The 19,470-nt window shown below is 49.7% G+C and carries 23 protein-coding genes; 7 read left to right on the top strand and 16 right to left on the bottom strand.

Annotation, left to right across the window (positions count from 1 at the left end; all coding sequences use genetic code 11):
- Nucleotides 1-107: 107 nt before the first annotated feature.
- Nucleotides 108-353: a hypothetical protein gene (locus AWQ24_RS10065; protein ID WP_065716735.1), complete on the bottom strand. Its 246-nt coding sequence runs from the start codon at nt 351-353 to the stop codon at nt 108-110.
- Between the two features lie 157 nt (nt 354-510).
- On the opposite strand from AWQ24_RS10065, the gene rpsB reads away from it, so the two are divergent.
- A complete protein-coding gene (rpsB, locus tag AWQ24_RS10060; RefSeq protein WP_012307569.1) occupies nt 511-1,281 on the top strand; it encodes a 30S ribosomal protein S2 in 771 nt (256 codons plus the stop codon).
- Nucleotides 1,282-1,330: 49 nt separating this feature from the next.
- Complete coding sequence (gene tsf, locus AWQ24_RS10055; protein ID WP_012307568.1) at nt 1,331-1,987, top strand: translation elongation factor Ts; 657 nt, start codon at nt 1,331-1,333, stop codon at nt 1,985-1,987.
- A 75-nt stretch (nt 1,988-2,062) separates the two neighbouring features.
- On the opposite strand, the gene queG is transcribed toward tsf, so the two are convergent.
- Complete coding sequence (gene queG / locus AWQ24_RS10050) at nt 2,063-3,007, bottom strand: tRNA epoxyqueuosine(34) reductase QueG (protein ID WP_065716734.1); 945 nt, start codon at nt 3,005-3,007, stop codon at nt 2,063-2,065.
- Nucleotides 3,008-3,043: 36 nt separating this feature from the next.
- Nucleotides 3,044-3,754, bottom strand: coding sequence for a response regulator transcription factor (locus AWQ24_RS10045; protein WP_030006454.1), 711 nt, complete (start codon nt 3,752-3,754; stop codon nt 3,044-3,046).
- Nucleotides 3,755-3,784: 30 nt separating this feature from the next.
- On the opposite strand from AWQ24_RS10045, the gene AWQ24_RS10040 reads away from it, so the two are divergent.
- Nucleotides 3,785-4,378, top strand: coding sequence for a cofactor assembly of complex C subunit B (locus AWQ24_RS10040; protein WP_030006453.1), 594 nt, complete (start codon nt 3,785-3,787; stop codon nt 4,376-4,378).
- Between the two features lie 168 nt (nt 4,379-4,546).
- Here AWQ24_RS10040 and AWQ24_RS10035 read toward each other — a convergent pair whose 3' ends face one another.
- Entirely contained in the window at nt 4,547-4,876 is a 330-nt protein-coding gene (locus tag AWQ24_RS10035; RefSeq protein WP_030006452.1) for a DUF3155 domain-containing protein, read from the bottom strand.
- A 279-nt stretch (nt 4,877-5,155) separates the two neighbouring features.
- Here AWQ24_RS10035 and AWQ24_RS10030 point away from each other — a divergent pair, with 279 nt between their 5' ends.
- Nucleotides 5,156-6,472, top strand: coding sequence for a cell wall metabolism sensor histidine kinase WalK (locus AWQ24_RS10030; RefSeq protein WP_065717354.1), 1,317 nt, complete (start codon nt 5,156-5,158; stop codon nt 6,470-6,472).
- Between the two features lie 113 nt (nt 6,473-6,585).
- A complete protein-coding gene (locus AWQ24_RS10025; RefSeq protein WP_065716733.1) occupies nt 6,586-7,374 on the top strand; it encodes an HAD family hydrolase in 789 nt (262 codons plus the stop codon).
- Here AWQ24_RS10025 and AWQ24_RS10020 read toward each other — a convergent pair.
- The 8 genes from AWQ24_RS10020 to AWQ24_RS09985 all read right to left on the bottom strand — a co-directional run bounded on the left by AWQ24_RS10020 (nt 7,320) and on the right by AWQ24_RS09985 (nt 13,745).
- Nucleotides 7,320-8,498 (bottom strand): esterase-like activity of phytase family protein, encoded by a 1,179-nt coding sequence (locus AWQ24_RS10020; protein WP_065716732.1) that lies wholly within the window; start codon nt 8,496-8,498, stop codon nt 7,320-7,322. The two genes, AWQ24_RS10025 and AWQ24_RS10020, sit on opposite strands and share 55 nt — an antisense overlap.
- A gap of 97 nt (nt 8,499-8,595) precedes the next feature.
- Nucleotides 8,596-9,486: a hypothetical protein gene (locus AWQ24_RS10015; RefSeq protein ID WP_012307561.1), complete on the bottom strand. Its 891-nt coding sequence runs from the start codon at nt 9,484-9,486 to the stop codon at nt 8,596-8,598.
- A 62-nt stretch (nt 9,487-9,548) separates the two neighbouring features.
- Nucleotides 9,549-10,067: a hypothetical protein gene (locus AWQ24_RS10010; protein ID WP_065717353.1), complete on the bottom strand. Its 519-nt coding sequence runs from the start codon at nt 10,065-10,067 to the stop codon at nt 9,549-9,551.
- A gap of 90 nt (nt 10,068-10,157) precedes the next feature.
- Entirely contained in the window at nt 10,158-11,369 is a 1,212-nt protein-coding gene (locus tag AWQ24_RS10005; protein WP_065716731.1) for an FAD-dependent hydroxylase, read from the bottom strand.
- Nucleotides 11,370-11,457: 88 nt separating this feature from the next.
- Nucleotides 11,458-11,922 carry an NADAR family protein gene (locus AWQ24_RS10000; RefSeq protein ID WP_065716730.1) on the bottom strand — a complete coding sequence of 155 codons (465 nt, stop codon included), beginning with the start codon at nt 11,920-11,922 and terminating at the stop codon, nt 11,458-11,460.
- Between the two features lie 30 nt (nt 11,923-11,952).
- Nucleotides 11,953-12,609 (bottom strand): YdcF family protein, encoded by a 657-nt coding sequence (locus AWQ24_RS09995; RefSeq protein WP_065716729.1) that lies wholly within the window; start codon nt 12,607-12,609, stop codon nt 11,953-11,955.
- 79 nt (nt 12,610-12,688) lie between these two features.
- Complete coding sequence (locus AWQ24_RS09990) at nt 12,689-13,285, bottom strand: hypothetical protein (RefSeq protein WP_065716728.1); 597 nt, start codon at nt 13,283-13,285, stop codon at nt 12,689-12,691.
- Between the two features lie 46 nt (nt 13,286-13,331).
- Nucleotides 13,332-13,745, bottom strand: coding sequence for a VOC family protein (locus tag AWQ24_RS09985; RefSeq protein ID WP_065716727.1), 414 nt, complete (start codon nt 13,743-13,745; stop codon nt 13,332-13,334).
- A gap of 137 nt (nt 13,746-13,882) precedes the next feature.
- Between AWQ24_RS09985 and AWQ24_RS09980 the strand changes: the two genes are divergently transcribed.
- Nucleotides 13,883-14,776, top strand: a complete 894-nt coding sequence (locus AWQ24_RS09980) for a ChaN family lipoprotein (protein ID WP_065716726.1) — start codon at nt 13,883-13,885, stop codon at nt 14,774-14,776.
- Here the strand turns inward: AWQ24_RS09980 and AWQ24_RS09975 are convergent.
- The 3 genes from AWQ24_RS09975 to AWQ24_RS09965 form a co-directional block, all read right to left on the bottom strand.
- Entirely contained in the window at nt 14,773-15,096 is a 324-nt protein-coding gene (locus tag AWQ24_RS09975) for a translation initiation factor (protein WP_065716725.1), read from the bottom strand. The genes AWQ24_RS09980 and AWQ24_RS09975 overlap by 4 nt on opposite strands.
- 383 nt (nt 15,097-15,479) lie before the next feature.
- Entirely contained in the window at nt 15,480-15,707 is a 228-nt protein-coding gene (gene psb34, locus AWQ24_RS09970) for a photosystem II assembly protein Psb34 (protein ID WP_041443557.1), read from the bottom strand.
- 50 nt (nt 15,708-15,757) lie between these two features.
- Complete coding sequence (locus tag AWQ24_RS09965) at nt 15,758-16,549, bottom strand: ABC-2 family transporter protein (protein WP_065710975.1); 792 nt, start codon at nt 16,547-16,549, stop codon at nt 15,758-15,760.
- 134 nt (nt 16,550-16,683) lie between these two features.
- Here AWQ24_RS09965 and AWQ24_RS09960 point away from each other — a divergent pair, with 134 nt between their 5' ends.
- Nucleotides 16,684-16,875 (top strand): hypothetical protein, encoded by a 192-nt coding sequence (locus tag AWQ24_RS09960; RefSeq protein ID WP_030006439.1) that lies wholly within the window; start codon nt 16,684-16,686, stop codon nt 16,873-16,875.
- Here AWQ24_RS09960 and AWQ24_RS09955 read toward each other — a convergent pair.
- The gene (locus AWQ24_RS09955) at nt 16,850-19,366 is read right to left on the bottom strand and encodes a DNA topoisomerase (ATP-hydrolyzing) subunit A (RefSeq protein WP_065716724.1); all 2,517 of its coding nucleotides are present in this window, start codon (nt 19,364-19,366) and stop codon (nt 16,850-16,852) included. The genes AWQ24_RS09960 and AWQ24_RS09955 overlap by 26 nt on opposite strands.
- Between the last annotated feature and the right edge of the window lie 104 nt (nt 19,367-19,470).

Here is a 19,470-nt window from a genome sequence, read left to right as displayed (position 1 = left end):
AGGACTGCTCTAAAACCCATTAGGCAAAAAGCATTGATGTAAATGATAGGGCCTACTTTCCAAGGATGTTGGGGGACATTAACAATATTTAAAACTCCCTGAAATCATTACGGCACAATGGCTGAAATCAATTGAATTCCGCCGAAAAACTGAAAACTCAAACGGTTTTTTGTAACAAAAAGCAATGTAACGTTACCTTTCATTATGGGAAGTTCTCTGGCGATCGCCCCCAGGAACGACGGCCATGATTCCAAGGGTGCCCCTTCGTTTTTCATGGAACCTCCAATATAAACACCAAGGTTAGGTGAAATGATGGTTGTTGGCGATCGCCTTAAGTCATTTTTGTCACGCATCCCAAACCTGTTCTCCGTAAACCTCTCCCCTCAAATGCGGAGCTATGCTACCCTGATAAGGTTGTTTAAAACTCGCACATCTGGGATTCTTTCGGGTGTTTCGCACAGATGAAATGTCCCCAGATGAAGGTTTAACCCGAAAAGGAGTAAACAGAATATGCCCGTTGTATCTCTCGCTGAGCTACTAGAATCTGGTGTCCACTTTGGGCACCAAACCCGCCGCTGGAACCCCAGAATGGCACCTTACATCTACACATCCCGTAACGGTGTCCACATCATTGACCTGGTTCAAACTGCGCAACTCGTTGAACAAGCCTACACCTACATGAAGGAAGCTTCCGAAAACGGTAAGCACGTCCTTTTTGTCGGCACCAAACGTCAGGCCGCTGGCATCATTGCCCAAGAAGCAAAACGCTGTGGCGCTTTCTACATCAACCAGCGTTGGTTGGGGGGAATGCTCACCAACTGGGAAACCATCAAGACCCGTGTTGAGCGCCTCAAAGAATTAGAAGCCCTCGAAGAAAGCGGTAACCTTGCTCGCCGTCCGAAAAAAGAAGCCTCCATGCTTCGTCGCGAACTGGACAAGCTGCAAAAATACCTCGGCGGCATTAAGAATATGCGCAAAATCCCTGACATTGTGGTGATCATTGACCAACGTCGGGAGCACAATGCCATCCAAGAATGCCAAAAATTAGGGATTCCCATCGTTTCTCTCCTAGATACCAACTGCGATCCCCAAACCGTTGATTTGCCAATTCCGGCCAACGACGATGCAATTCGTTCCATTAAATTGATTGTGGGTAAATTGGCCGATGCAATTTATGCCGGTCGCCACGGTCAGCCCGTTGATGATAACGGTGACTACGGAGACTTCGATGAAGCAATCGATGAGTACGCCGATGAGACCGATGCATCTGAGTCTGAATAAGCGTAATATCTTCTTGAATTGACCTGATAATTTTTTGGTGAACAGCAACATGGCACAAATTTCTGCAAAGCTTGTCAAGGAACTGCGCGATAAAACTGGCGCAGGGATGATGGATTGCAAAAAAGCGCTTGGTGAAACCAATGGGGACATCACTAAAGCGATTGAGTGGCTCCGTCAGAAAGGGATTACCTCTGCTGAGAAAAAAGCAGGTCGGGTAGCAGCCGAAGGACTGATCGAAAGCTATATTCACACCGGTGGTGGCATTGGTGTTCTCGTAGAAGTGAACTGCGAAACGGATTTCGTTGCCCGTGGTGATATCTTCAAAGATCTGGCCAAAGGGATTGCGATGCAAATCGCTGCTTGTCCTAATGTTCAGTATGTGAAAGTCGATGACATTCCGACTGAAATTGCCGACAAAGAGCGCGAAATTGAAATGGGTCGCGATGACCTGGCCGGTAAACCCGATAATATCAAAGAAAAGATTGTTGAAGGCCGCATTGCTAAGCGCCTCAAAGAGCTTTCTTTGATGGATCAGCCCTACATCCGTGATCAGAATATGACGGTTGAAGAGCTTGTGAAGCAGTCGATCGCCACCATTGGTGAAAATATCCAAATTCGTCGTTTCCAACGGTTCGTCCTGGGCGAAGGCATTGAGAAAAAAGAAGAAGACTTCGCCGCAGAAGTCGCTGCGCAAATGGGTCAATAGGAACTCTCATTTCTGATTTGATTGTGTGTGCTTAAATATTGTCCCGCCTTCTCCATGTTATGGGGGAGGTTTTTTCTATGGTTGATGGTCAAGGTTTGCCTGGGCATTACGTCGCCACATGGCTGGTTTAATACGCCGCAGCGCCGATCCTGTGAGTCTTTGATCCCATTCTGTTTCGGATAAGGTGGCAAGTTCGGCTAACTTTGGTGCAAGGTGTTTGGGGTAAGGCTGAAAATCTTCAATATTGGTGGGTTGGGCAAAGCGCTGGTTCCAGGGGCAGACATCCTGACAGATATCACAACCTGCCACCCAATTTTGTAGGTGTGGGGCAATGTGAGGGGGCAGTTGTTCGGCTCGATTTTCGATGGTGTGATAGGCGATGCAACGGTTCGCATCAACGGTAAAGGGAGCGGCGATCGCCTCTGTTGGACAAGCCTCGATACAACGGGTACAGGTACCACAATGCTTTGTATGGGGCTGATCCGGCGTCAAAGCTAAAGTGGTGAGGACTTCCCCCAAAAAGACCCAACTACCGTACTCTCTGGTAATGACATTGCTATTTTTGGCAATCCAACCGAGGCCAGCTCGTTCTGCCCAAACCTTATCCTGGACAGGCCCGGTATCCACATAGAAACGGTGGTGTTCCTCCGGAAATTCTTTGGTGAGCCACTGGCAGAAAGCTTTTAGACGTTTGCCTAAGACACGATGGTAATCTCGGCCCCAGCCGTACCGGGAAATCTTACCTACGCCTGGTGCCTCAGAATGGGCATGGGGTGTGTAATAGTTGAGGGCCACACAAATGACCGACTGCACCCCTGGTAAACAGGCTTGGATATCCTGGCGTTTCGGGTTAGCCATCCAGGCCATTTCCGCCTGATACCCGGCCGCCAACCAAGCTTGTAACTGCCGTTGATTGTGAGCATTGTCCACGGTAGCATCGGCAATGCCCACCAAATGAAATCCTAAACTTAGAGCATAATTTTTGACTCGGATAGTCCTATCTGTTTGCAACTGCGACATTTTGAATAATTTGATGAATCTCCGCCAAGGCGCTTTTTAACCGACCAGACCAGAACGAAGGGCACGCACAGCAGCCTGGGTACGGTCATCGGCACAAAGCTTATTGAGAATATTGCGGACATGGGTTTTAACGGTACCCACGGTGATAAATAAATGCTCGGCAATTTCGGAGTTGCTGCAACCATCAACAATCAATTGGAGTACTTCCAATTCTCGATCCGTTAAGGGACAGCTTTCTAGGAGTTGTTGATCTTCTGGGGAAGTCGCTTGAATCGTAACTGTAGAGCCAGAAAGGGATTCTCCCCCTTGCACTTGATTGAGGACAATGCGGGCGATCGCCGGATCAATCCAACTGTTGCCTGAGTCTGTCGTTTTGACCGCCTCTACCAAGTGATCAAACGTAATATCCTTCATACAATAGGAATCAGCCCCTGCCGCAAAGGCTGCTAAAACAGCCGCATCATCATCCTGCAACGTCAAAATCAAAACCTTTGTTTGCGCCTCGTGGGACTGATCCTTGAGCTTTTCCTGTTTCAAAATCCGGGTCAACTCAATCCCATCAAGCTCAGGCAAACCAATATCCACAATCGCTAAATCAGGATGAATCTCTTCTAACAAACGCAATCCATCCGCTCCATTGGCCGCCTCTGCTAAAAGTTCAATGTCCGCACATTGTTGTAGAGAAGTTCTTAGCCCGATGCGCGTTAAATCATGATCTTCAATTAGAACAACCCGAATTTTTTTCATGGTTTTCCCGGAGACTTTCCAAAATATAGCATGATCGATATACATTTATATGCAGTGAATCTTCAAGCCCTCCTTGTAAAAACCGTGTTAGAACAATCCGTAATCACCTCGACCCTCCTCCTTACATTGCTCTTGATGGTCGGTCTGTTTTTCTTCATTCGCGCTTCCATCAAAGATCGCACCGAACAAGTAGAGCTATTGGCAAAAGAGCCTGAAGAATCCATCTTTGAGCGTCTCCAAACCTACTTCGAACAGCGAGCCTATCGGATTACCACCGTTGATGGTGTCAATAATATTGTCACCTATGAAGGCTTTGTTCCTCCCAGTGGCTTTATTGCTGTTTTTTTAAGCCTATTAGCAGCCCTCGGTTTAGTTTGTATTGCCCTGGTCTTAGCACTGCTCTATCCCAATATTGGCTTTGCCTTCCTTGGTATTTGTCTCCTGGCTCCCTTGGCAGGTCTCTTTTACTGGCGTAAGGCAGGGAAGGTAGAAAAAGTTATTTTACAGATCACCACACAAACACCGATTACTGAGACTCCCACCCAATTAATTACGGTGACCGCCCACCGGGATGAGTTGATCCAACTGCGTCAGGTGATGCCTTACCAGCTCCATGAAGCTTAGGAAATGTCCCCAACAAAACTAATTGAGCTATCCATTAACACCATGGCAAAAACGCGACAAAAATAGCCCCGACCCGAAAATGGGTGGGACTAGGGAGTATTGAAATTGATAGAAGGGGATTAGAGATCACCTAAACGTTAGGTTAAGTGATATATTTTTGAAGGAACTTTAAGCTTTGCTAGAAACAGTCGCTTTTTCAGATACTTCCTCATCGGCGTTGCTACAAAGTACCCGTAGACTGGGGAATAAAAAGTGATTCTCCTCTACATATTGGGCACCAAATAATCCTTTTTCTGCCCAAAAGTACCGATCAGTGGTATGCTCATTACGCTTAACTACAACGACTGCTGGGGGCATAATCCCATTCGCAGCGATATGCTTGCGGGCTGCAGTCACGGGTTTGTCATCACCGCTTTCGATATTGTATTGTGGGACAATCTCTAAAATTTTTCTTCCTTCTTGCCGACGCCGACTCTTGCGTTTACGCTTTCTTGCCAACCCAGTACCTCCTCTTCTTTACTTTTTTAGAACAGCTGTAACAGGAGTTACAGAATGTCGAGCAAAGTATATCGGCTCCATTGAAAAAAATCAAGTGAAAATTGACTGGTTTTCGCGATGGGTTGGATTTTTTGTATTAAGAAATCTACTACAATCCAATGAAGGTAGGCGATCAATCCAAAAGTAAAAAAAGAATTAAGTTTTTTGTCAAAACCCCTGATTTATCAAGGTTTCCTGGGAAATATCCCCTAGGGATTGCGGCTTGGGAGGATGAAATTCATGACGACATTACCGCAACTGTTGCCAGTTAGCCCAGAGTATTTGTCCCTGTGCCAAGGGCAGTTGCAATTGTTAGCCCAAGGCGTTGGGGCAGAGTGGGGGATCGTTTATTTGGCCCAGCCAGATCAAGAGAATCAAGAAATTACGCTCCAACCCATTAGTGCCTTTCCCGATCGTTTGCTGGCGGCGGGGAGGCAGAGGTCAACGGAGATAGCGACGATGGTTCCGGATCAAGAGGAATGGCTTGATGTCTCGATGGGTGAGGAAGCGGCTGCTTTGCCGGATGATCTTGTGGGTTTGTTGGGGGAACCGGCTCGGGCATTTCCCCTGTGGCATGGTGATTTAATTTTGGGAATTTTAGCGACGGGACGCCGAGATCGGGGTTGGCGATCGCCAGAGGTGACCCAGATTGAATTGATCGCCGAAAGTTTGGTGCTGGCCTGTGTGTTGGATCAGCAAAAGAGTTGGGCTACTGAGCGGCTCACCCAACAGCAACATCTCCAGGCCCTAGAGCAAGAGCATTTCCATGATCTGCTACACCAGCTCCGTAATCCAACGATGGCGATTAGTACCTTTGGTAAGTTGTTGTTGAAGCGATTGCTGCCGACGGAGAAAAATTATCCGGTCGCTGAAGGCATTGTCCGGGAAAGCGATCGCCTGAAAGGATTGCTCACCCAATTTAGTGAAGAGGTGGATCTCTTAACGGCCCAAATTCACCAGTTGGAGGGAGGGCCAAGTTTGGCTTTACCGCCCAATGGTGAACCGAGTTTTGCCCCAGACCGTTCCCTCTCCGTAGAACCGTTACCCGTAGCAGAAGTGGTACTTCCCCTCGTCGCTTCCCTGGGGGCGATCGCCACCGAGCGGGGAATCACTTTAAATTATGGGTTGCCAGAACCGTCTCCTTGGGTTTTAGGGAATCACACAGCCCTAATGGAAGTTTTGAATAATCTTTTAGAAAATGCGCTGAAATATACACCATCCGGGGGACAAGTGTTCTTGCAGGTAGAAGCCCAGGCCCAGGAACTCACCATTGCTGTCCATGATACGGGCTACGGTATCCCCCCAGCGGATTTGCCCCATGTCTTTGAACGGCATTACCGGGGAGTGCAGGCGGAAAGTGCTATTGAAGGTACTGGGCTGGGGTTGGCGATCGCCGCTGATCTTGTGGGAAAAATGGCCGGGGACCTTGAAGTATATAGCCCAACCATTGGCTTACCCCATACCGAAGCTCTCCCCGGTAGCACTTTTATGTTGTGGCTTAAAGTCGCGTCAAATCCTCATCAAGTTACCTCTACTGAGTCTCCCCAAGGCAATTGATTTGATTATTTAATTTTTGACATTTAGAATGCTGTTTTTGCATTAAGTAACTTTTCGGTATTTCAGACAATTTCCCAGTACAGTGGGGACGATAAAAATAGTTGAGGTTTTACATGGGACAACTAGAAGCCCTGATTTTTGATGTGGATGGCACCCTGGCCAATACAGAAAAGGATGCCCACCGCGTTGCTTTTAACCGCGCCTTTGCGGATGTCGGTTTGACCTGGGATTGGTCGGTGGATCTTTACGGTCAGCTCCTGAAGGTGACGGGGGGTAAAGAAAGAATTCGTTTTTACATTGAATCTTGGCAGCCACAAATGCCATCGGTCGGTGATCTGACTGCTTTTGATCTGACTGCTTTTATCAAGGATCTCCATGCCCGCAAAACCCAGCACTACTGCGATTTGTTAGCCAATGAAGTTTTACCACTACGCCCCGGCGTTAGACGACTGATCCAAGAAGCACGGGATCAAGGCATTCGTTTGGCGATCGCCACCACCACTACCCCAGCCAATGTCACTGCCCTATTGACCCATTCCCTCGCCCCCGATGCCATGGATTGGTTTGAAGTTATTGCCGCTGGCGACATGGTCCCCCAGAAAAAACCGGCCCCCGATATCTTTTTCTATGCCCTCGAAAAAATGAATCTCCGGGCCGATCAATGTGTCGCCTTTGAGGATTCCGGTAATGGCTGGCTTTCATCACGGGATGCGGGCCTCACCACCGTTGTCACAGTGAATAACTACACCGCTAACCAAGATTTTACGGGGGCTGACCTGGTACTCAGTGATCTAGGGGAACCGGATCAACCCTTTACGGTGCTAGCCGGAGAGGTGGGGACTTGGCCTTATTTTGATGTGACTTTAGCCGCCGAATTACTCAAGCGAAAAAGTAAAAGTTGATTTACCTGATCGGTACTGAAATTATCATCGCTGATCAATAGTAAACTTTGGCTGCCATCGGCAAGCTGTGGCCCTAGGGTCATACCTTCTAGGTTATCGAGACCAATCCCCAACTGTCGCAGATCCAGCAATAGGGTTTTCTGCATGGGGACAACGGTCTCTGGATTTCCGGCGAGGGATTCGATGCGGGCAGTGTCGGTGGCATTACCAATGGTCACCTGGAACAGTTTCGCACTAACACCCCCAAGGCCATAGCTGCGCTCCAGGCTGAGAAAATAACCTTCCTGGGGGAGGGCAATCATTTCCACAAGGCCATTGGAAAAGGTTCCTTGGGGCGCAGGTTCTAAAGGATAGAGGTGTTCGGCAATTAACACAGGTTCGCCGATGGGATTGATGACGTAATGCAGTAGACGAATGGGCGCACCCACATTATCAGAGCGCGTGTCTTGATGAAGAGATGATTCTGGAGCGACAAAGATCCGAAAGGGGTCAACGGCGGCTTGGGAAGGGGCAGAAATGGCCAAGGATTCAAATCCTAAATTATTGCGCACACCCCGCTGGCGATCGCCTGTTAGAAAACGTTGGGGAATTCTGAGGGACGTTAATTCACGACCTTCGCGATCAAATTCTTTTACAAACGGGTCAATGGCAGCGTCGGTATCTCCCTCGCTGGAAATAAATAACGTATTGCGGGGCGAGAGCACCAATCCTTCTGGGTCAAGGCTCCCTGGGGCAAAAGTTTCACCGTCAGGGGTGGTTAAAGGTGTCATTGTCTGGAGGTTGAGCTGCTGGATTTGGGGGATGGCTCCGGTTTCGTCGATGTCCAGATCGAAGGTATAAAAGCGGGCCGGGGCAAACTGGGAGCGGTCATCACTCAGGGCATAATAATCACCGGTCTGGGCATCGTAATAGAGAGCCGATAGGCCGCCGACCGTTGTCCCTTGAAACTCTGTTTTGGGTAACCAATATTCGTCTAGAAACTCTACGCTCAGGGGGGCAAAGGTGCGGGGATTGCTTTCTGCCGGGGGCACAACGGGGGCACAACCGATCAGTAAGCTGCCAATCAGACAAAACTTGATCCACAAAATTTTTGGCGATCGCCACCAGGTATTTTTCGGCTTCATCACGGCTTTTGGCTTTCCCACAACACAACAAAAAAGAGAGGTGATTTTCCTCCCTTAAACTAGCAGATTATCAAAATTTGCCTGGTAATGGCTGGTTTTAGATTTCTCCATAGGCGCGGTCAATGAGCCGCCGGGCAACGGTTTGGGTGCCTGTGTGTTCGTAATAGTTGGTACTGAGATCCAAGAAGGCCGCCACATAATCGAGCTTGTTATCGGAAACTTCCACAAACCCTTGGATATGATCCATGATTTTTTCGGGGGTCAAACCACGGGCGCTCACAAAGCCGCTCATCCAGCCCTGCATGGAGCTAAAACTGCGGTTAATAAAGGCCAATTTCCCCGCAGGATTCCCACCCGGCAAGAATTCTCCGACACGACCAAAGGCCGGATTATTGCTGAGTTCTCCCGCCGAAAGATTATTTAAGGTGCGGTCAATTTTTTGGAGGAAATCTGGCCCCAGGGGAATTAAACCATCCACACAAATCAGGGTTGCAATCCGCATCAATTCTTCGCCACTGTAGTCGGCGATCGCCTTCATGAAATCCCCTAGACTATCCCCCGGAATGCCGTTAATCTGACAAAAACAGGTAATTTCGGCGACCAGCTTTAGACACAAATCAATCGCCTGAGCTTTATCAGCGTTGGGGGTCACTTTCTGCATCAAGCCACCCACCAAGGGGATTTTGTCGCCCACTTTATTCGCCAGGGCTGCCGCCGCCAATGCTTTATCCGCCTGGTCAACGGTTTGGTAGATCCACATCGCCCGCTGATAACCCTGGGATTTGTCGCTGTAGAGGACAATGGCGCGATCGCGCACCGCTTGGATGATTGCCGGATCGGTTTCCCGCGTTACGGCTTTGACCATATTGTCGAAGCCAACAATGTTCGTCCATTCCCCAGGCACCACAAAATCCAGACCATTTAAAAGCATGGTCGTGAGATTTTTTTCGGGTAACTGATCCATCAACTCCACAATTGAAGCACTCATGAAAAACCTCCTAATTTAGTCAATATCTGGAAAATTACGGCTGTGGTTTACGAAAAACTGACCTATAAACTCGCTAAACCCTGTAGATTCACCTTGGCGAGCCAAGCCTTGCGCTCATCGGGGCCAAAACTAGGATCTCGGGACATCACTTTCACTTGATAGCGATCGCCCACTAAAACCGCATGGGCATTTGCTCCCTGGGCCACGAGGGGGAACCCATCAACCGTTTCTTCGGCTTCAGCAAATTTACTGCGGGCAGCGAGATTGGTGGCGGTATCTGAGATGGAAATTTTTGCCATTTCCGTACCATTGAGGGTTAATTTAATTTCCGCGAAACCCTCTTTTTCTTGGGTAAAGACCCGGTCATAGCCCTCGGTTTTGTCCGCCGGGAAAAATTGATTAAAAGCACTGCCCTTTTGGGGGGTTTGGGCCGTCTCCGTTGCCGGGGCGGTGACTTCAGTATTAGCCCCAGGGTTCGGGTCAGGAGGAGGCACCGGGGCATTGCCGCCACAGGCTGTCAAGAACAGTAGACTCGCCAGGAGAAAGGGGGCGATCGCCCGATAGATAGATTGAACACGCATGGGATGATTGGGAAATTTACGCTCACTTGGTTTCAATTCTGAACGCAAATCCCCAGAATCTCCCGAAAAATTAACAATCTAGCAAGAAAGTTACGCCAAAATGCGGGGTTGACGGCCCTTTTGTCCGGTCATGAGCTTGAGCCCAAACAGACGCAAAGGGCTAAATTTCGCCATGATCACCAAGCCCAGCCGGCGCACCCAAACCACAGGCCAAATGCGGTTGGAAAAGAGGCGGTTGAGGAAATCCGTAAAGCCCAGGATCACGAGATTTTCCCGCTTGCGCCACCGTTCATAGCGTTTCAAAACAGCCAAACTCCCTAGATCTTGGCCCCGTTGCTGGGCTTCGATTAAGGTTTGGGCAAGGGCCGCAGCGTCACGGATCCCTAAATTGAGACCTTGACCCCCCACAGGGTGGCAGCAATGGGCCGCATCTCCCACCAACGCGAGACGCTGATCCACATAGCGATCGCCTTGCATCAGTTGCACCGGAAAAACCTGGCGATCGCCAAGCAATTTCAAGCGGCCTAACTGGGGGCCTGTATGTTGTTCTAAATATTCCAGGAAAACGTCAGGGGGCAATTCCTTGAGGCGCTGGGCTTCAGCGTGGGGATTCGTCCAGACAATTTGACAACAATTTTCTGTTAGGGGCAAAACTCCCATCGGCCCTGTGCCCCAGAACCGTTCAAAGGCAACGTCATTGCGGGGGGCTTCATGTTCGACAACGCAGGTGACACAGGACTGCCAATATTTCCAACCCCTCGTTTTAATACCAGCCCCTTGGCGCACGAGGGAGCGTGGCCCGTCGGCTCCAACCACCAAAGCTCCTTGAATCTTGAGACTTCCTTGGGTTTCGCTGGATAATTCTACGATCGCCTGATCGGACTGATAGTGAATGGCGGTGACTTGGGCCGGACAAAACCAACGGATATTGTCATAGCCCCGCAGAGAAGCCTGGAGGGTTTCAAGGACGACTTGGTGCTGCCCCGAAAAACCGAGAAAGTCTGTTTTGAGATCTTGGCGGGAAAATTTAACGACACCAGAAAAATTTTCGTCTGACAATTGAATGTTGCGGTATTTGCCACTGCGGGCGGCGATCGCCTCCCAAACCCCTAATTCCTGAAAAAGCCGTTGGGAAAGCAGCGACATTGCATAGGCCCGCTGCCGTTGGGTCACCACATCAAGGGGTTGTGCTTCCACGATGGCGATCCGTAGATCTGTTTGCTTGAGGCAGGCCGCGAGGGTGACCCCGACAATACCGCCACCGACAATGATCACATCAAACCCAAGGTGAGATTTTTCCATTACTGAGCGCGAGAAACTAAAGACCGTAGGACGTGGCTTGTCCTAAACAAAAGGTAACATTTTCGCGAGAGAGAAGGCTATGGCGTGACTACCCCTGGCGCAGTTGGCTGCGCACCTGCATTAACACTTTGCCAAGATAATTGTGCCCGCTGCCATCGGCACCACAGCCCCAGTAATAGTCCACCGGGGAATTTTCAATAATTGCTGCGTCCCCCGTTGCCAGCAAAATTTGGGCAATGTCAGGGTGGGTTTTAAATTTTGTCCAAACCCCTTGCCACATCACGGTTCGTTTAATCTCTTCCCAATCGGGGCGTTTGGGGTGCTGGGGATCGCGGCCTAGGGCGGCGGCAATTTCTGGGGTCGGGGCAGCGCGAATTTTGTCGATGAGATCTTGTTGGTGGGTAGGGAGAAATTTATGAGCCTGGTAAAAATGCTCAACGGTAGGCCAATCTAGGGCTTCGCAGTGGATCGGATGCAGGGAAAAGTTCGAGAAACAGCCATAGGGGTCATTCGCCTTATAAAAATAAATTGGCTCGGTGTTTGACTCCATCATGACTCCTCTGCACAAGCAAAACCTCAGTCATTATAAATTCTCCTCTGGTTGTCTGGCGCTGGGGGCGATCGCCTGGGTAGGGATCTGCGTTAGGGTTTGCCATTCGCGGCCTGTTTCGCCGGTGACTACCCAGAGGATTGAGCGGAGCCCATCACGGATACATTTCATCGTCGTTTCCGGGGGATTATCCGATGGGACAGGCACTGGTTTAATGGCAATATCACGGGTGCCGAAAACAATGCTGGCCACGAGCTTGGCGCGGTTCATGTGGTTTTCGGAAGTGATGAGGTAGACGCTATCGATATTTTCTTGTTTAAATTCGTCTACGAGGCTGGTGAAGTTGGTGACGGTGTCTTCGGCCTGGTAATCGAGCTGGAGGCGATCGCCTTCGATTTGATAGTTCGCAAAGATCTGGCGGGCATATTCCGGTGGGCTACCGGAGGAAACCCAAACTTTTAACTCCGGATGTTCCTGGGCAAACTGGGCCGCAAACCGCTCCCGTTCTTCGTGGCCCCCAAGGACAAAAATGGCTTTGGCTGGACGTAAAGCGCCTTGGATACGTTGGTAGGCGATCGCCCCACAGGTTAGGCCAATTAGACCCAAAACAAACCAGCGCCGTCGGAAAAACGTTGTTTGCTGCTGACGGGGCGATCGCGGTCGCGCCACTTTTCTAGAAGAAATAGCCATGCCAAGGGAAAAAGAGGAAGCGAAACATCGCCAATTATAGGCAATGGGTAGAAAAATTTACGGAGAGCATAGCCCCATCTTAGCCCCGCCGCTGGAAGGGTTGTCCCCAGTAGCGCCAACATTCTTTATTAAACGGCGATCGCCACTTCAAGATTAAATCCCGTTCTAGGGCGAGCCGTTGGGAACGGTCTGTGGGGACTGACACATTAAACGCTAAATTGATCGCCACATTCAAGCCATACTGACGGTGCAAGCTGATGTAAGCATCAATGTAATCTTTACAATCGTGAACCCCTTTCCAGCGTTGCTTAATCGATAATTTTGTTTCCCCCACATAGAGCAGCAACGGCACCGCATGGTCGAGGACAAAGTAAATATTCGCTTGACCTTCCTGGAGGGGATCATAGCGCTCTCGATAGAAATCCCAGGGCTTCGGCGGCAGGGTAAAGGGGTCAATTTTTTCGGCGTCCCAGTGGTCTGGCTTCGACTGGGTCTCAAAAAGTAAATTGGTTTGGCTTGCGCCTGGATTTTGACGAACCTTGTCCTGAAAGTTTTGCAGTCGTTGCTTCCATTGCAGAAGGCTTTCTTTGCCCATGGTAAGCCTGGGGGGGCGTTCGACGCGGTAAGGATTGGGGGCATCGGCCACAGAAAAAAGCTTGAGTTGTTCGTCGGTCATGGGCGAGAAAAAATTCACAGGCTCTCCAGTGTAGCAAAGGCAAATCCTAGGCCCGTGCTCCCTGATACCGGATAAATTCGAGGGGCAGCCCATCGGCATCGGCAAGGAACATCACCTCATAAATGCGATCGCCAATCATCTGCTGTTGGGGTTTTAGAAGAACCGTGATCGGTTCCGGGGCATTTTGTTGCAAATCGGCGAGCCAAGTGGCTAAATCTGGCGTGATTTCCGTCAGGTCAAAGGATAAATGATAGTAGCCGACATAATGTTCATCACCAAAGGCATCGGGGGCGGGCTTTGGTTGGGGGATTTGGATGAGTTCCAAACGTCCAAGGGGGCCTTTAAGCCAACAGGCGAGAGTGTACCCTGTGGTGAACTGGGTTTCCATGGCAAAACCGAGATGTCCGTAAAAGGCGATCGCCCGGTGGATATCGGCAGTGCGAATTGAAGCGTGGTGCATGGTTGACTGGTTTGGGTAGAGGACAGATCAATTTTCCCCCAGGGCTAAATCTGTCGCCAAAAATCCCCTGCGTTACTATAGCCATAGTTTTTTGAGTTCTCTTTGTTTTCTAAAAAAAGATTTGTGGGGAAAAGTTTATGGGAGCATGGCGCAGTGCTTGGGGTTGGCTGTTGTGGGGAAGCATTTTTTTCTATGGCTCCTTCGCCTATGCCGATGACAGTTTCGGCAATACCTTAGACGCAATCACTGTCAAAACCGCGCCCACAACCGACGCCAGGGCTGCCCTCGCCACCCTGAAAACAGCACAATTTATTTACCTCGGTGAACACCACACCAGCGAGGCTGACCACATCGCCCAGTTAGAAATCATCAAAGCCCTCCACGACCATCATCCCCAGGTGGCGATCGCCATGGAAATGTTTCAACGGCCTTTCCAATGGGTTTTAGATCAATACATTGCCGGGGAAAGTAGCGAAGCTGACCTTGTCGCCCAAACGGAATATGAAACCCGGTGGGGTTTTGACTGGGAATTGTATGCGCCCATTCTTCGTTTTGCCCAGGAAAAACAGATTCCAGTGATCGCCCTCAATGCCCCCAATGAAGTGGTACGTCAGGTATCCTCAGTTGGTTTGGCTAGTTTAGAGGCGGCGGATTTTGAATATTTACCGCCCCGTGAAGAACTGGATCTAAGCAACGAAAGTTACCAAGCCCTCCTTCAGGAGGCCTTTACGGGCCATGGTCAGCATGGCAACTTTGACTTTGACAATTTTTTTGCCGCCCAGGTGGTCTGGGATGAAACCATGGCCGAGGCGATCGCCAATTTTGCTCAACGCAACCCCAATACCCAAATTATTACCCTCGCGGGTCAAGGCCATGTCATTTATGGCTACGGCATTCCTGATCGGGTGCAACGTCGCCTCGGACAACACCTAAAACAGGAGATCGTATTGCTCAATCCAAGTTCTGATCTCACCCCGACGCCAGAGGTTGCCGATCTTTTCTGGTGGACGGAAGCGCCGACCATTCCCTAGCCACCGCTAATTTTCGCCTTGTAACCTTGGTCAAGGAGGAATGCGAGAATCGGCTGGCGCTGATCCCCCTGGATTTCTAGGGTATTGTCCTTGAGGGTGCCCCCGGAGCCACATTTATTTTTCAATTGCTTTAAGAGTTTTTGTAACGTCTCTGGGGAATGTTGTAGTCCCGTAATTACAGTTACCGTCTTGCCTTTACGGCCAGAACGGCTCGTTTGGATGCGGGGACTTTGTTGTTGGGGCGGCAGATCAACGATTTCCGGAATATCGTCTGGGACGGTGTTACCAAATTCTTGATAGACAACTTTTTTACGCGTCATCGTTCAAATTCAATCGATTGGGTGTACTTTTCCCTAGCTTACGGGTTTTATGGGATCTTGGATTACAAGCTACTTTTTTTGAAATTTTAAATGCCTACAAAAAAGAGCGACAGGGCCGCCCTTGGTTAACTTGATTCCATCAATATCCTTGTGGTGGGCCAGGTACAGCCCGAGAAAACTTGACCAAAACTGCTTTCAGGAAAGAGAAAAATGGTGCGGTAAAACCCAATAAAGAATTGGGGTCAAAATTATAAACGCAACCGTAAAAATCCCAATAATCTCAACAGCGAGAAGTCCTTCATTCATGGCGATCGCCTCTTAAATGTGATTGATCCATCACATCTTTAGTGTAGCCTGACTTCCTTAGCCGCCAGACCAGACCCCTAACCGGAGATCAGCACCGTGACACCGATGAGGGTCGCCACAAGTACGCCTCCTAGAACACCAATAACCAGCAAATTTTTTTGTTCTTTCGCTGTTTTTGCCTCTGCTTGGTACATTTTGGGCTCTTGGGCAAAATTATTCAGCTTACCGTCTTCATCTTCCATGTAGCGCATGGTGGCTCCTTCAAATTTGTCAATCTTTAAACCCCCTGGGGGTTCGATCATCATAGGAACCGGACTTTATAGCTATCAATAAAACTCAACAAAAGTTAAGCTTCCTACGCACCCATGCCGGAATAATGTTTCAAACCTTTACGCCAAAAGTAGCGATTTAGACCATAGAAAATCAAACTCCAGACGCCCATGACAATGAAGCCTTCGGTGAGACGCACCGGTAACCCCATCAAGATCGCCGAGGGGAAGTACACCACATAGGGGAAGGGGGTCAGCAGGGCAATTTCTTTCATGAGGGGCGGAAAGGTTTCCAGGGGAGCGATATAGCCAGAGAGGAAAATATAAAACAAAAACCAAATTTGTTCGATGGCGCTGGCCCGTTCCACCCAAAAGGCCGCCATCGCAAAGGTGTATTGCAGGAGGAAACGCAGACCAAAGGCGATCGCCGCCGTAAGAATACAGAGCAGTACCTGGGTCAAGCTCGGTACCCAAAATGCCTGGGGATAAAGGGCAAAAAACAAGAGCACCAGGGCAATGCTAAAGGGCAGGCGCGCAAATCGTTCCGACACATGGCTCGCAAAATGTCGCCAAACGGGATCAATAGGTTGGAGTAGGGCAAAGGACAATTTTCCCTGGGAGACTTCCTTTTCAAATTCCCAGATCACCCAGACGAGGGTCAGTTGGCGAATAAAAAAGACGGCGATAAAGTAGCGGGCAAATTCAATCGCAGACAGGGGCAACTCCACTTGGTTCGAGGCTTCTGTCCAGACCCCCAACAGGATAATCGGTAGGGACGAGTTGAGTACCCAAAAAAATAGCTCGGCCCGATATTCGACCATGTAGGCGTAGTAGGTAGTGAATAAAACCTGTGCTTTTCGAAACGGCGATCGCACCATAATCTCCTAGAAAAAAGTCGTTTTTATCATAGGCTGAAAGTCTAACCCATGGCTGAGTTTTAGGCCGCGCAGAAAAATCTAGACTATTTGTGTTATTGTCGAAAAAAGAAGTTCAGAAAATTACCATTAATCCGATGCGCATCAAAAGTTGGGAAAGTCCCCGGCGTCGGGGTCGTAACGACAAAGGCAAAGGCGGCGCGGCCCGTCAACGGCAACTAAAAAAACGCAATAAAATGCTCAAAAACAAGCTCAAAGGCAATGACCACGGAGGGGAAATTAATCCCCTCTTTTTTATGGCTTCTACGACCCACTCAGATAACAATTAACGAGGCGATCGCCCCCAGTTAATTTCACCAGTCTTTGTCCGGGGCTATCCTTTTCAGCCAGATTAAATTTACTTAAAGGCAACAGATCGAGGTTTTCTTGGAAATCTTTTACCAACAGGGATTCCTGCTGATCGGGAACGAAAAGTGTGAGAAGCAGATCGGTTTTTGATTCAAAGCGCATCACATGATTGCCCATATCACCCCGTTTACCGAGCCGTAAGCTGCTGGCGGCTAATTTTTTGCCGTAGCCTTCCTCGGAGATTAAGTAAAGTTCGCTGTGCCGTTGGCAGGGAACACAGGCGACAATTTGCTCGTTAAAGCGGAGGCGCAGGGCTTGGTTCCCTTGGGAGGTTCTGCCCATGACAGGGATTTCGTTGTCGTTTACGGGCAAATGCAAGACTCGCCCACTGCTGACGGCGATCGCCACCTGCTCACCCCCCTTCACGAAACAGGCGAATTTGAGGGTGTCCTTGTCCTTGAGCTTAATCAAACTCAAGCCGCGACTGGTGAAACTTTCGAGTTCGATCGCCGGGAGACGTTTAATTCGTCCTTGGGCTGTAAGTAAAAGTAAATCGTACTCTGCTAAATTATCGGGCAATAAAAACTGGGTAATCGGCTGATGATTATCCCGTAGGGCATGATCTGGTAATAAATCGATTAATTGGGGTTTATCCCGCTGTTCTTGGTAGGGTAAATCGGCGATCACCACCGGAAAAGCTTTCCCTTGATCGGTGCAGACGATTAAATTTTCCTGCGTGCCAATCTGCGCCTTGAAAATGGTCGGTTCCTCATCCAATAGCCCCGCATCATCATTGCCCCAATACACGCCCCCCGACGCTGCGATCGCCACATGGGAAGTCTCCGTTAGTTGCGGCAGGAGGGCAAGCACAGGTTCCTCCTTTTTGCGGGATTGGCGTTTTTTCTTCGGGGTCGCCGCGGGTGCATCTGGCTCCGCTTCGACTGTGACAGGTTCCGGTTCAGGGGATGGCACATCCGGTAAACGGGTGCGACGTGGGTCGGCAAATTTCCGTTTTAAACTGCGCAATTCCCGCTTTAGTGCCTTGAGTAATTCGTGGCGATCGCTCAACAACTTATTTAACTTGCCAATCTCCGTCGCCAGTTCCGCAAACTCCTGCTCCAACTTTTGCCGTTCCAAGCCCGTTAACCGCCGCATCGGCATCGCCAAGATCGCATCCGACTGACTTTCACTAAACCCCAATGCCGCCTGAAACTGCTGTTTTGCCGTCGTGCCATCCGCCGCATTCCGCAAAATCTCGATCACCGCATCCAAATTATTCAGCGCGAGTAATAACCCCTCCACCGAATGTTGCCGCGTTTCCTTCTGCGCCAACTCATACCGATATTGCCGAGTGACCGTTTCCTCCCGAAATTTAAGAAATTCCTGCAAAATCGCCTTAAGAGACAACTGACGCGGTTGATTATTCACCAGAGACAGCAAAATCGCCCCAAAATTCGACTGTAACGCCGTTTTCTTATAAAGCAGCTTTAAAATCTTCTCCGGTTCCGCATCCCGTTTCAGTTCAATCACCACCCGCATCCCTTGGCGATCGCTCTCATCCCGAATATCCGAAATCCCCGAAATCTTGCCATCATTCACCAGGTCCGCAATCTTTTCGATCCAGCCCGCCTTATTCACCTGATAGGGCAGTTCCGTCACCACCAGCGCATTCACATCCCGCTTCCGTTTACGCCCCACCTGAAGCACTTCCAAATGGACAATCCCCCGCATCGGAATAATCCCCCGTCCCGTCCGGTACGCCTCCCGCACCCCATCGAGATCCACAATTTCCCCCCCCGTCGGAAAATCCGGCGCAGGAATAATTTCCCACAATTTCTCATCCTCAATCTCTGGCTGATCAATCAAAGCGATCAACCCATCCACCACTTCCCCCAAATTGTGCGGCGGCATATTCGTTGCCATCCCCACCGCAATCCCCGACGAGCCATTCAGCAACAGCACCGGCAATTGCACAGGCAGCACCACAGGCTCCTGCTGCGACCCATCAAAATTATCCGTAAAATCAACGATGTCCTCACTAATCTGCGCCAACATCGCCTCAAAACTCACGGGCGATAAGCGCGTTTCTGTGTACCGCATCGCCGCCGGCGGATCATTATCAATCGAACCAAAATTTCCGTGCCCCGCCAACAACGGATAGCGCGTCGAGAAATCCTGTACCAACCGCACCAACGCATCATAAACGGACTGATCGCCGTGGGGGTGATACTTCCCCAACACATCCCCCACCACCCGCGCACATTTCCGGTAAGGGCGATCCGGACTTAAACCCAACTCATACATCGCATACAAAATCCGGCGATGCACTGGTTTCAGACCATCTCGCACATCCGGCAATGCCCGTCCGACGATCACACTCATCGCATATTCCATATAGGACTGTTCCATTTCCACATGGAGTGCTGTCGGGATAATGTGACCGGACTGGAGCAGATCGAGTTGTTGTGCCATGAATTTATGCTGATTGGACAATAATGGGGAACGCTGTTTTCAAGGAATATACTGTTGATTCTTAAATCTTTACAAGCGTTTGCATCTTTTTCACCATAAAGGCA

It is taken from the genome of Picosynechococcus sp. PCC 8807 (assembly GCF_001693295.1).
GTDB lineage: Bacteria > Cyanobacteriota > Cyanobacteriia > Cyanobacteriales > MRBY01 > MRBY01.
This window is presented reverse-complemented; position numbering and strand designations above follow the sequence as displayed.

What these genes read in the sequence shown, in the direction of transcription:
- AWQ24_RS09975 (WP_065716725.1), bottom strand. Translation starts at nt 15,096, where the DNA reads ATGACGCGTAAAAAAGTTGTCTATCAAGAATTTGGTAACACCGTCCCA.
- psb34 (WP_041443557.1), bottom strand. Translation starts at nt 15,707, where the DNA reads ATGATGATCGAACCCCCAGGGGGTTTAAAGATTGACAAATTTGAAGGA.
- AWQ24_RS09985 (WP_065716727.1), bottom strand. Translation starts at nt 13,745, where the DNA reads ATGCACCACGCTTCAATTCGCACTGCCGATATCCACCGGGCGATCGCC.
- AWQ24_RS10065 (WP_065716735.1), bottom strand. Translation starts at nt 353, where the DNA reads ATGCGTGACAAAAATGACTTAAGGCGATCGCCAACAACCATCATTTCA.
- AWQ24_RS10020 (WP_065716732.1), bottom strand. Translation starts at nt 8,498, where the DNA reads ATGAAGCCGAAAAATACCTGGTGGCGATCGCCAAAAATTTTGTGGATC.
- AWQ24_RS10000 (WP_065716730.1), bottom strand. Translation starts at nt 11,922, where the DNA reads ATGATGGAGTCAAACACCGAGCCAATTTATTTTTATAAGGCGAATGAC.
- queG (WP_065716734.1), bottom strand. Translation starts at nt 3,007, where the DNA reads ATGTCGCAGTTGCAAACAGATAGGACTATCCGAGTCAAAAATTATGCT.
- AWQ24_RS09965 (WP_065710975.1), bottom strand. Translation starts at nt 16,549, where the DNA reads ATGGTGCGATCGCCGTTTCGAAAAGCACAGGTTTTATTCACTACCTAC.
- AWQ24_RS10010 (WP_065717353.1), bottom strand. Translation starts at nt 10,067, where the DNA reads ATGCGTGTTCAATCTATCTATCGGGCGATCGCCCCCTTTCTCCTGGCG.
- AWQ24_RS09995 (WP_065716729.1), bottom strand. Translation starts at nt 12,609, where the DNA reads ATGGCTATTTCTTCTAGAAAAGTGGCGCGACCGCGATCGCCCCGTCAG.
- AWQ24_RS10045 (WP_030006454.1), bottom strand. Translation starts at nt 3,754, where the DNA reads ATGAAAAAAATTCGGGTTGTTCTAATTGAAGATCATGATTTAACGCGC.
- AWQ24_RS10015 (WP_012307561.1), bottom strand. Translation starts at nt 9,486, where the DNA reads ATGAGTGCTTCAATTGTGGAGTTGATGGATCAGTTACCCGAAAAAAAT.
- AWQ24_RS09960 (WP_030006439.1), top strand. Translation starts at nt 16,684, where the DNA reads ATGCGCATCAAAAGTTGGGAAAGTCCCCGGCGTCGGGGTCGTAACGAC.
- AWQ24_RS09955 (WP_065716724.1), bottom strand. Translation starts at nt 19,366, where the DNA reads ATGGCACAACAACTCGATCTGCTCCAGTCCGGTCACATTATCCCGACA.
- AWQ24_RS09990 (WP_065716728.1), bottom strand. Translation starts at nt 13,285, where the DNA reads ATGACCGACGAACAACTCAAGCTTTTTTCTGTGGCCGATGCCCCCAAT.
- AWQ24_RS10040 (WP_030006453.1), top strand. Translation starts at nt 3,785, where the DNA reads ATGATCGATATACATTTATATGCAGTGAATCTTCAAGCCCTCCTTGTA.
- tsf (WP_012307568.1), top strand. Translation starts at nt 1,331, where the DNA reads ATGGCACAAATTTCTGCAAAGCTTGTCAAGGAACTGCGCGATAAAACT.
- AWQ24_RS10025 (WP_065716733.1), top strand. Translation starts at nt 6,586, where the DNA reads ATGGGACAACTAGAAGCCCTGATTTTTGATGTGGATGGCACCCTGGCC.
- AWQ24_RS10030 (WP_065717354.1), top strand. Translation starts at nt 5,156, where the DNA reads ATGACGACATTACCGCAACTGTTGCCAGTTAGCCCAGAGTATTTGTCC.
- AWQ24_RS10005 (WP_065716731.1), bottom strand. Translation starts at nt 11,369, where the DNA reads ATGGAAAAATCTCACCTTGGGTTTGATGTGATCATTGTCGGTGGCGGT.
- rpsB (WP_012307569.1), top strand. Translation starts at nt 511, where the DNA reads ATGCCCGTTGTATCTCTCGCTGAGCTACTAGAATCTGGTGTCCACTTT.
- AWQ24_RS09980 (WP_065716726.1), top strand. Translation starts at nt 13,883, where the DNA reads ATGGGAGCATGGCGCAGTGCTTGGGGTTGGCTGTTGTGGGGAAGCATT.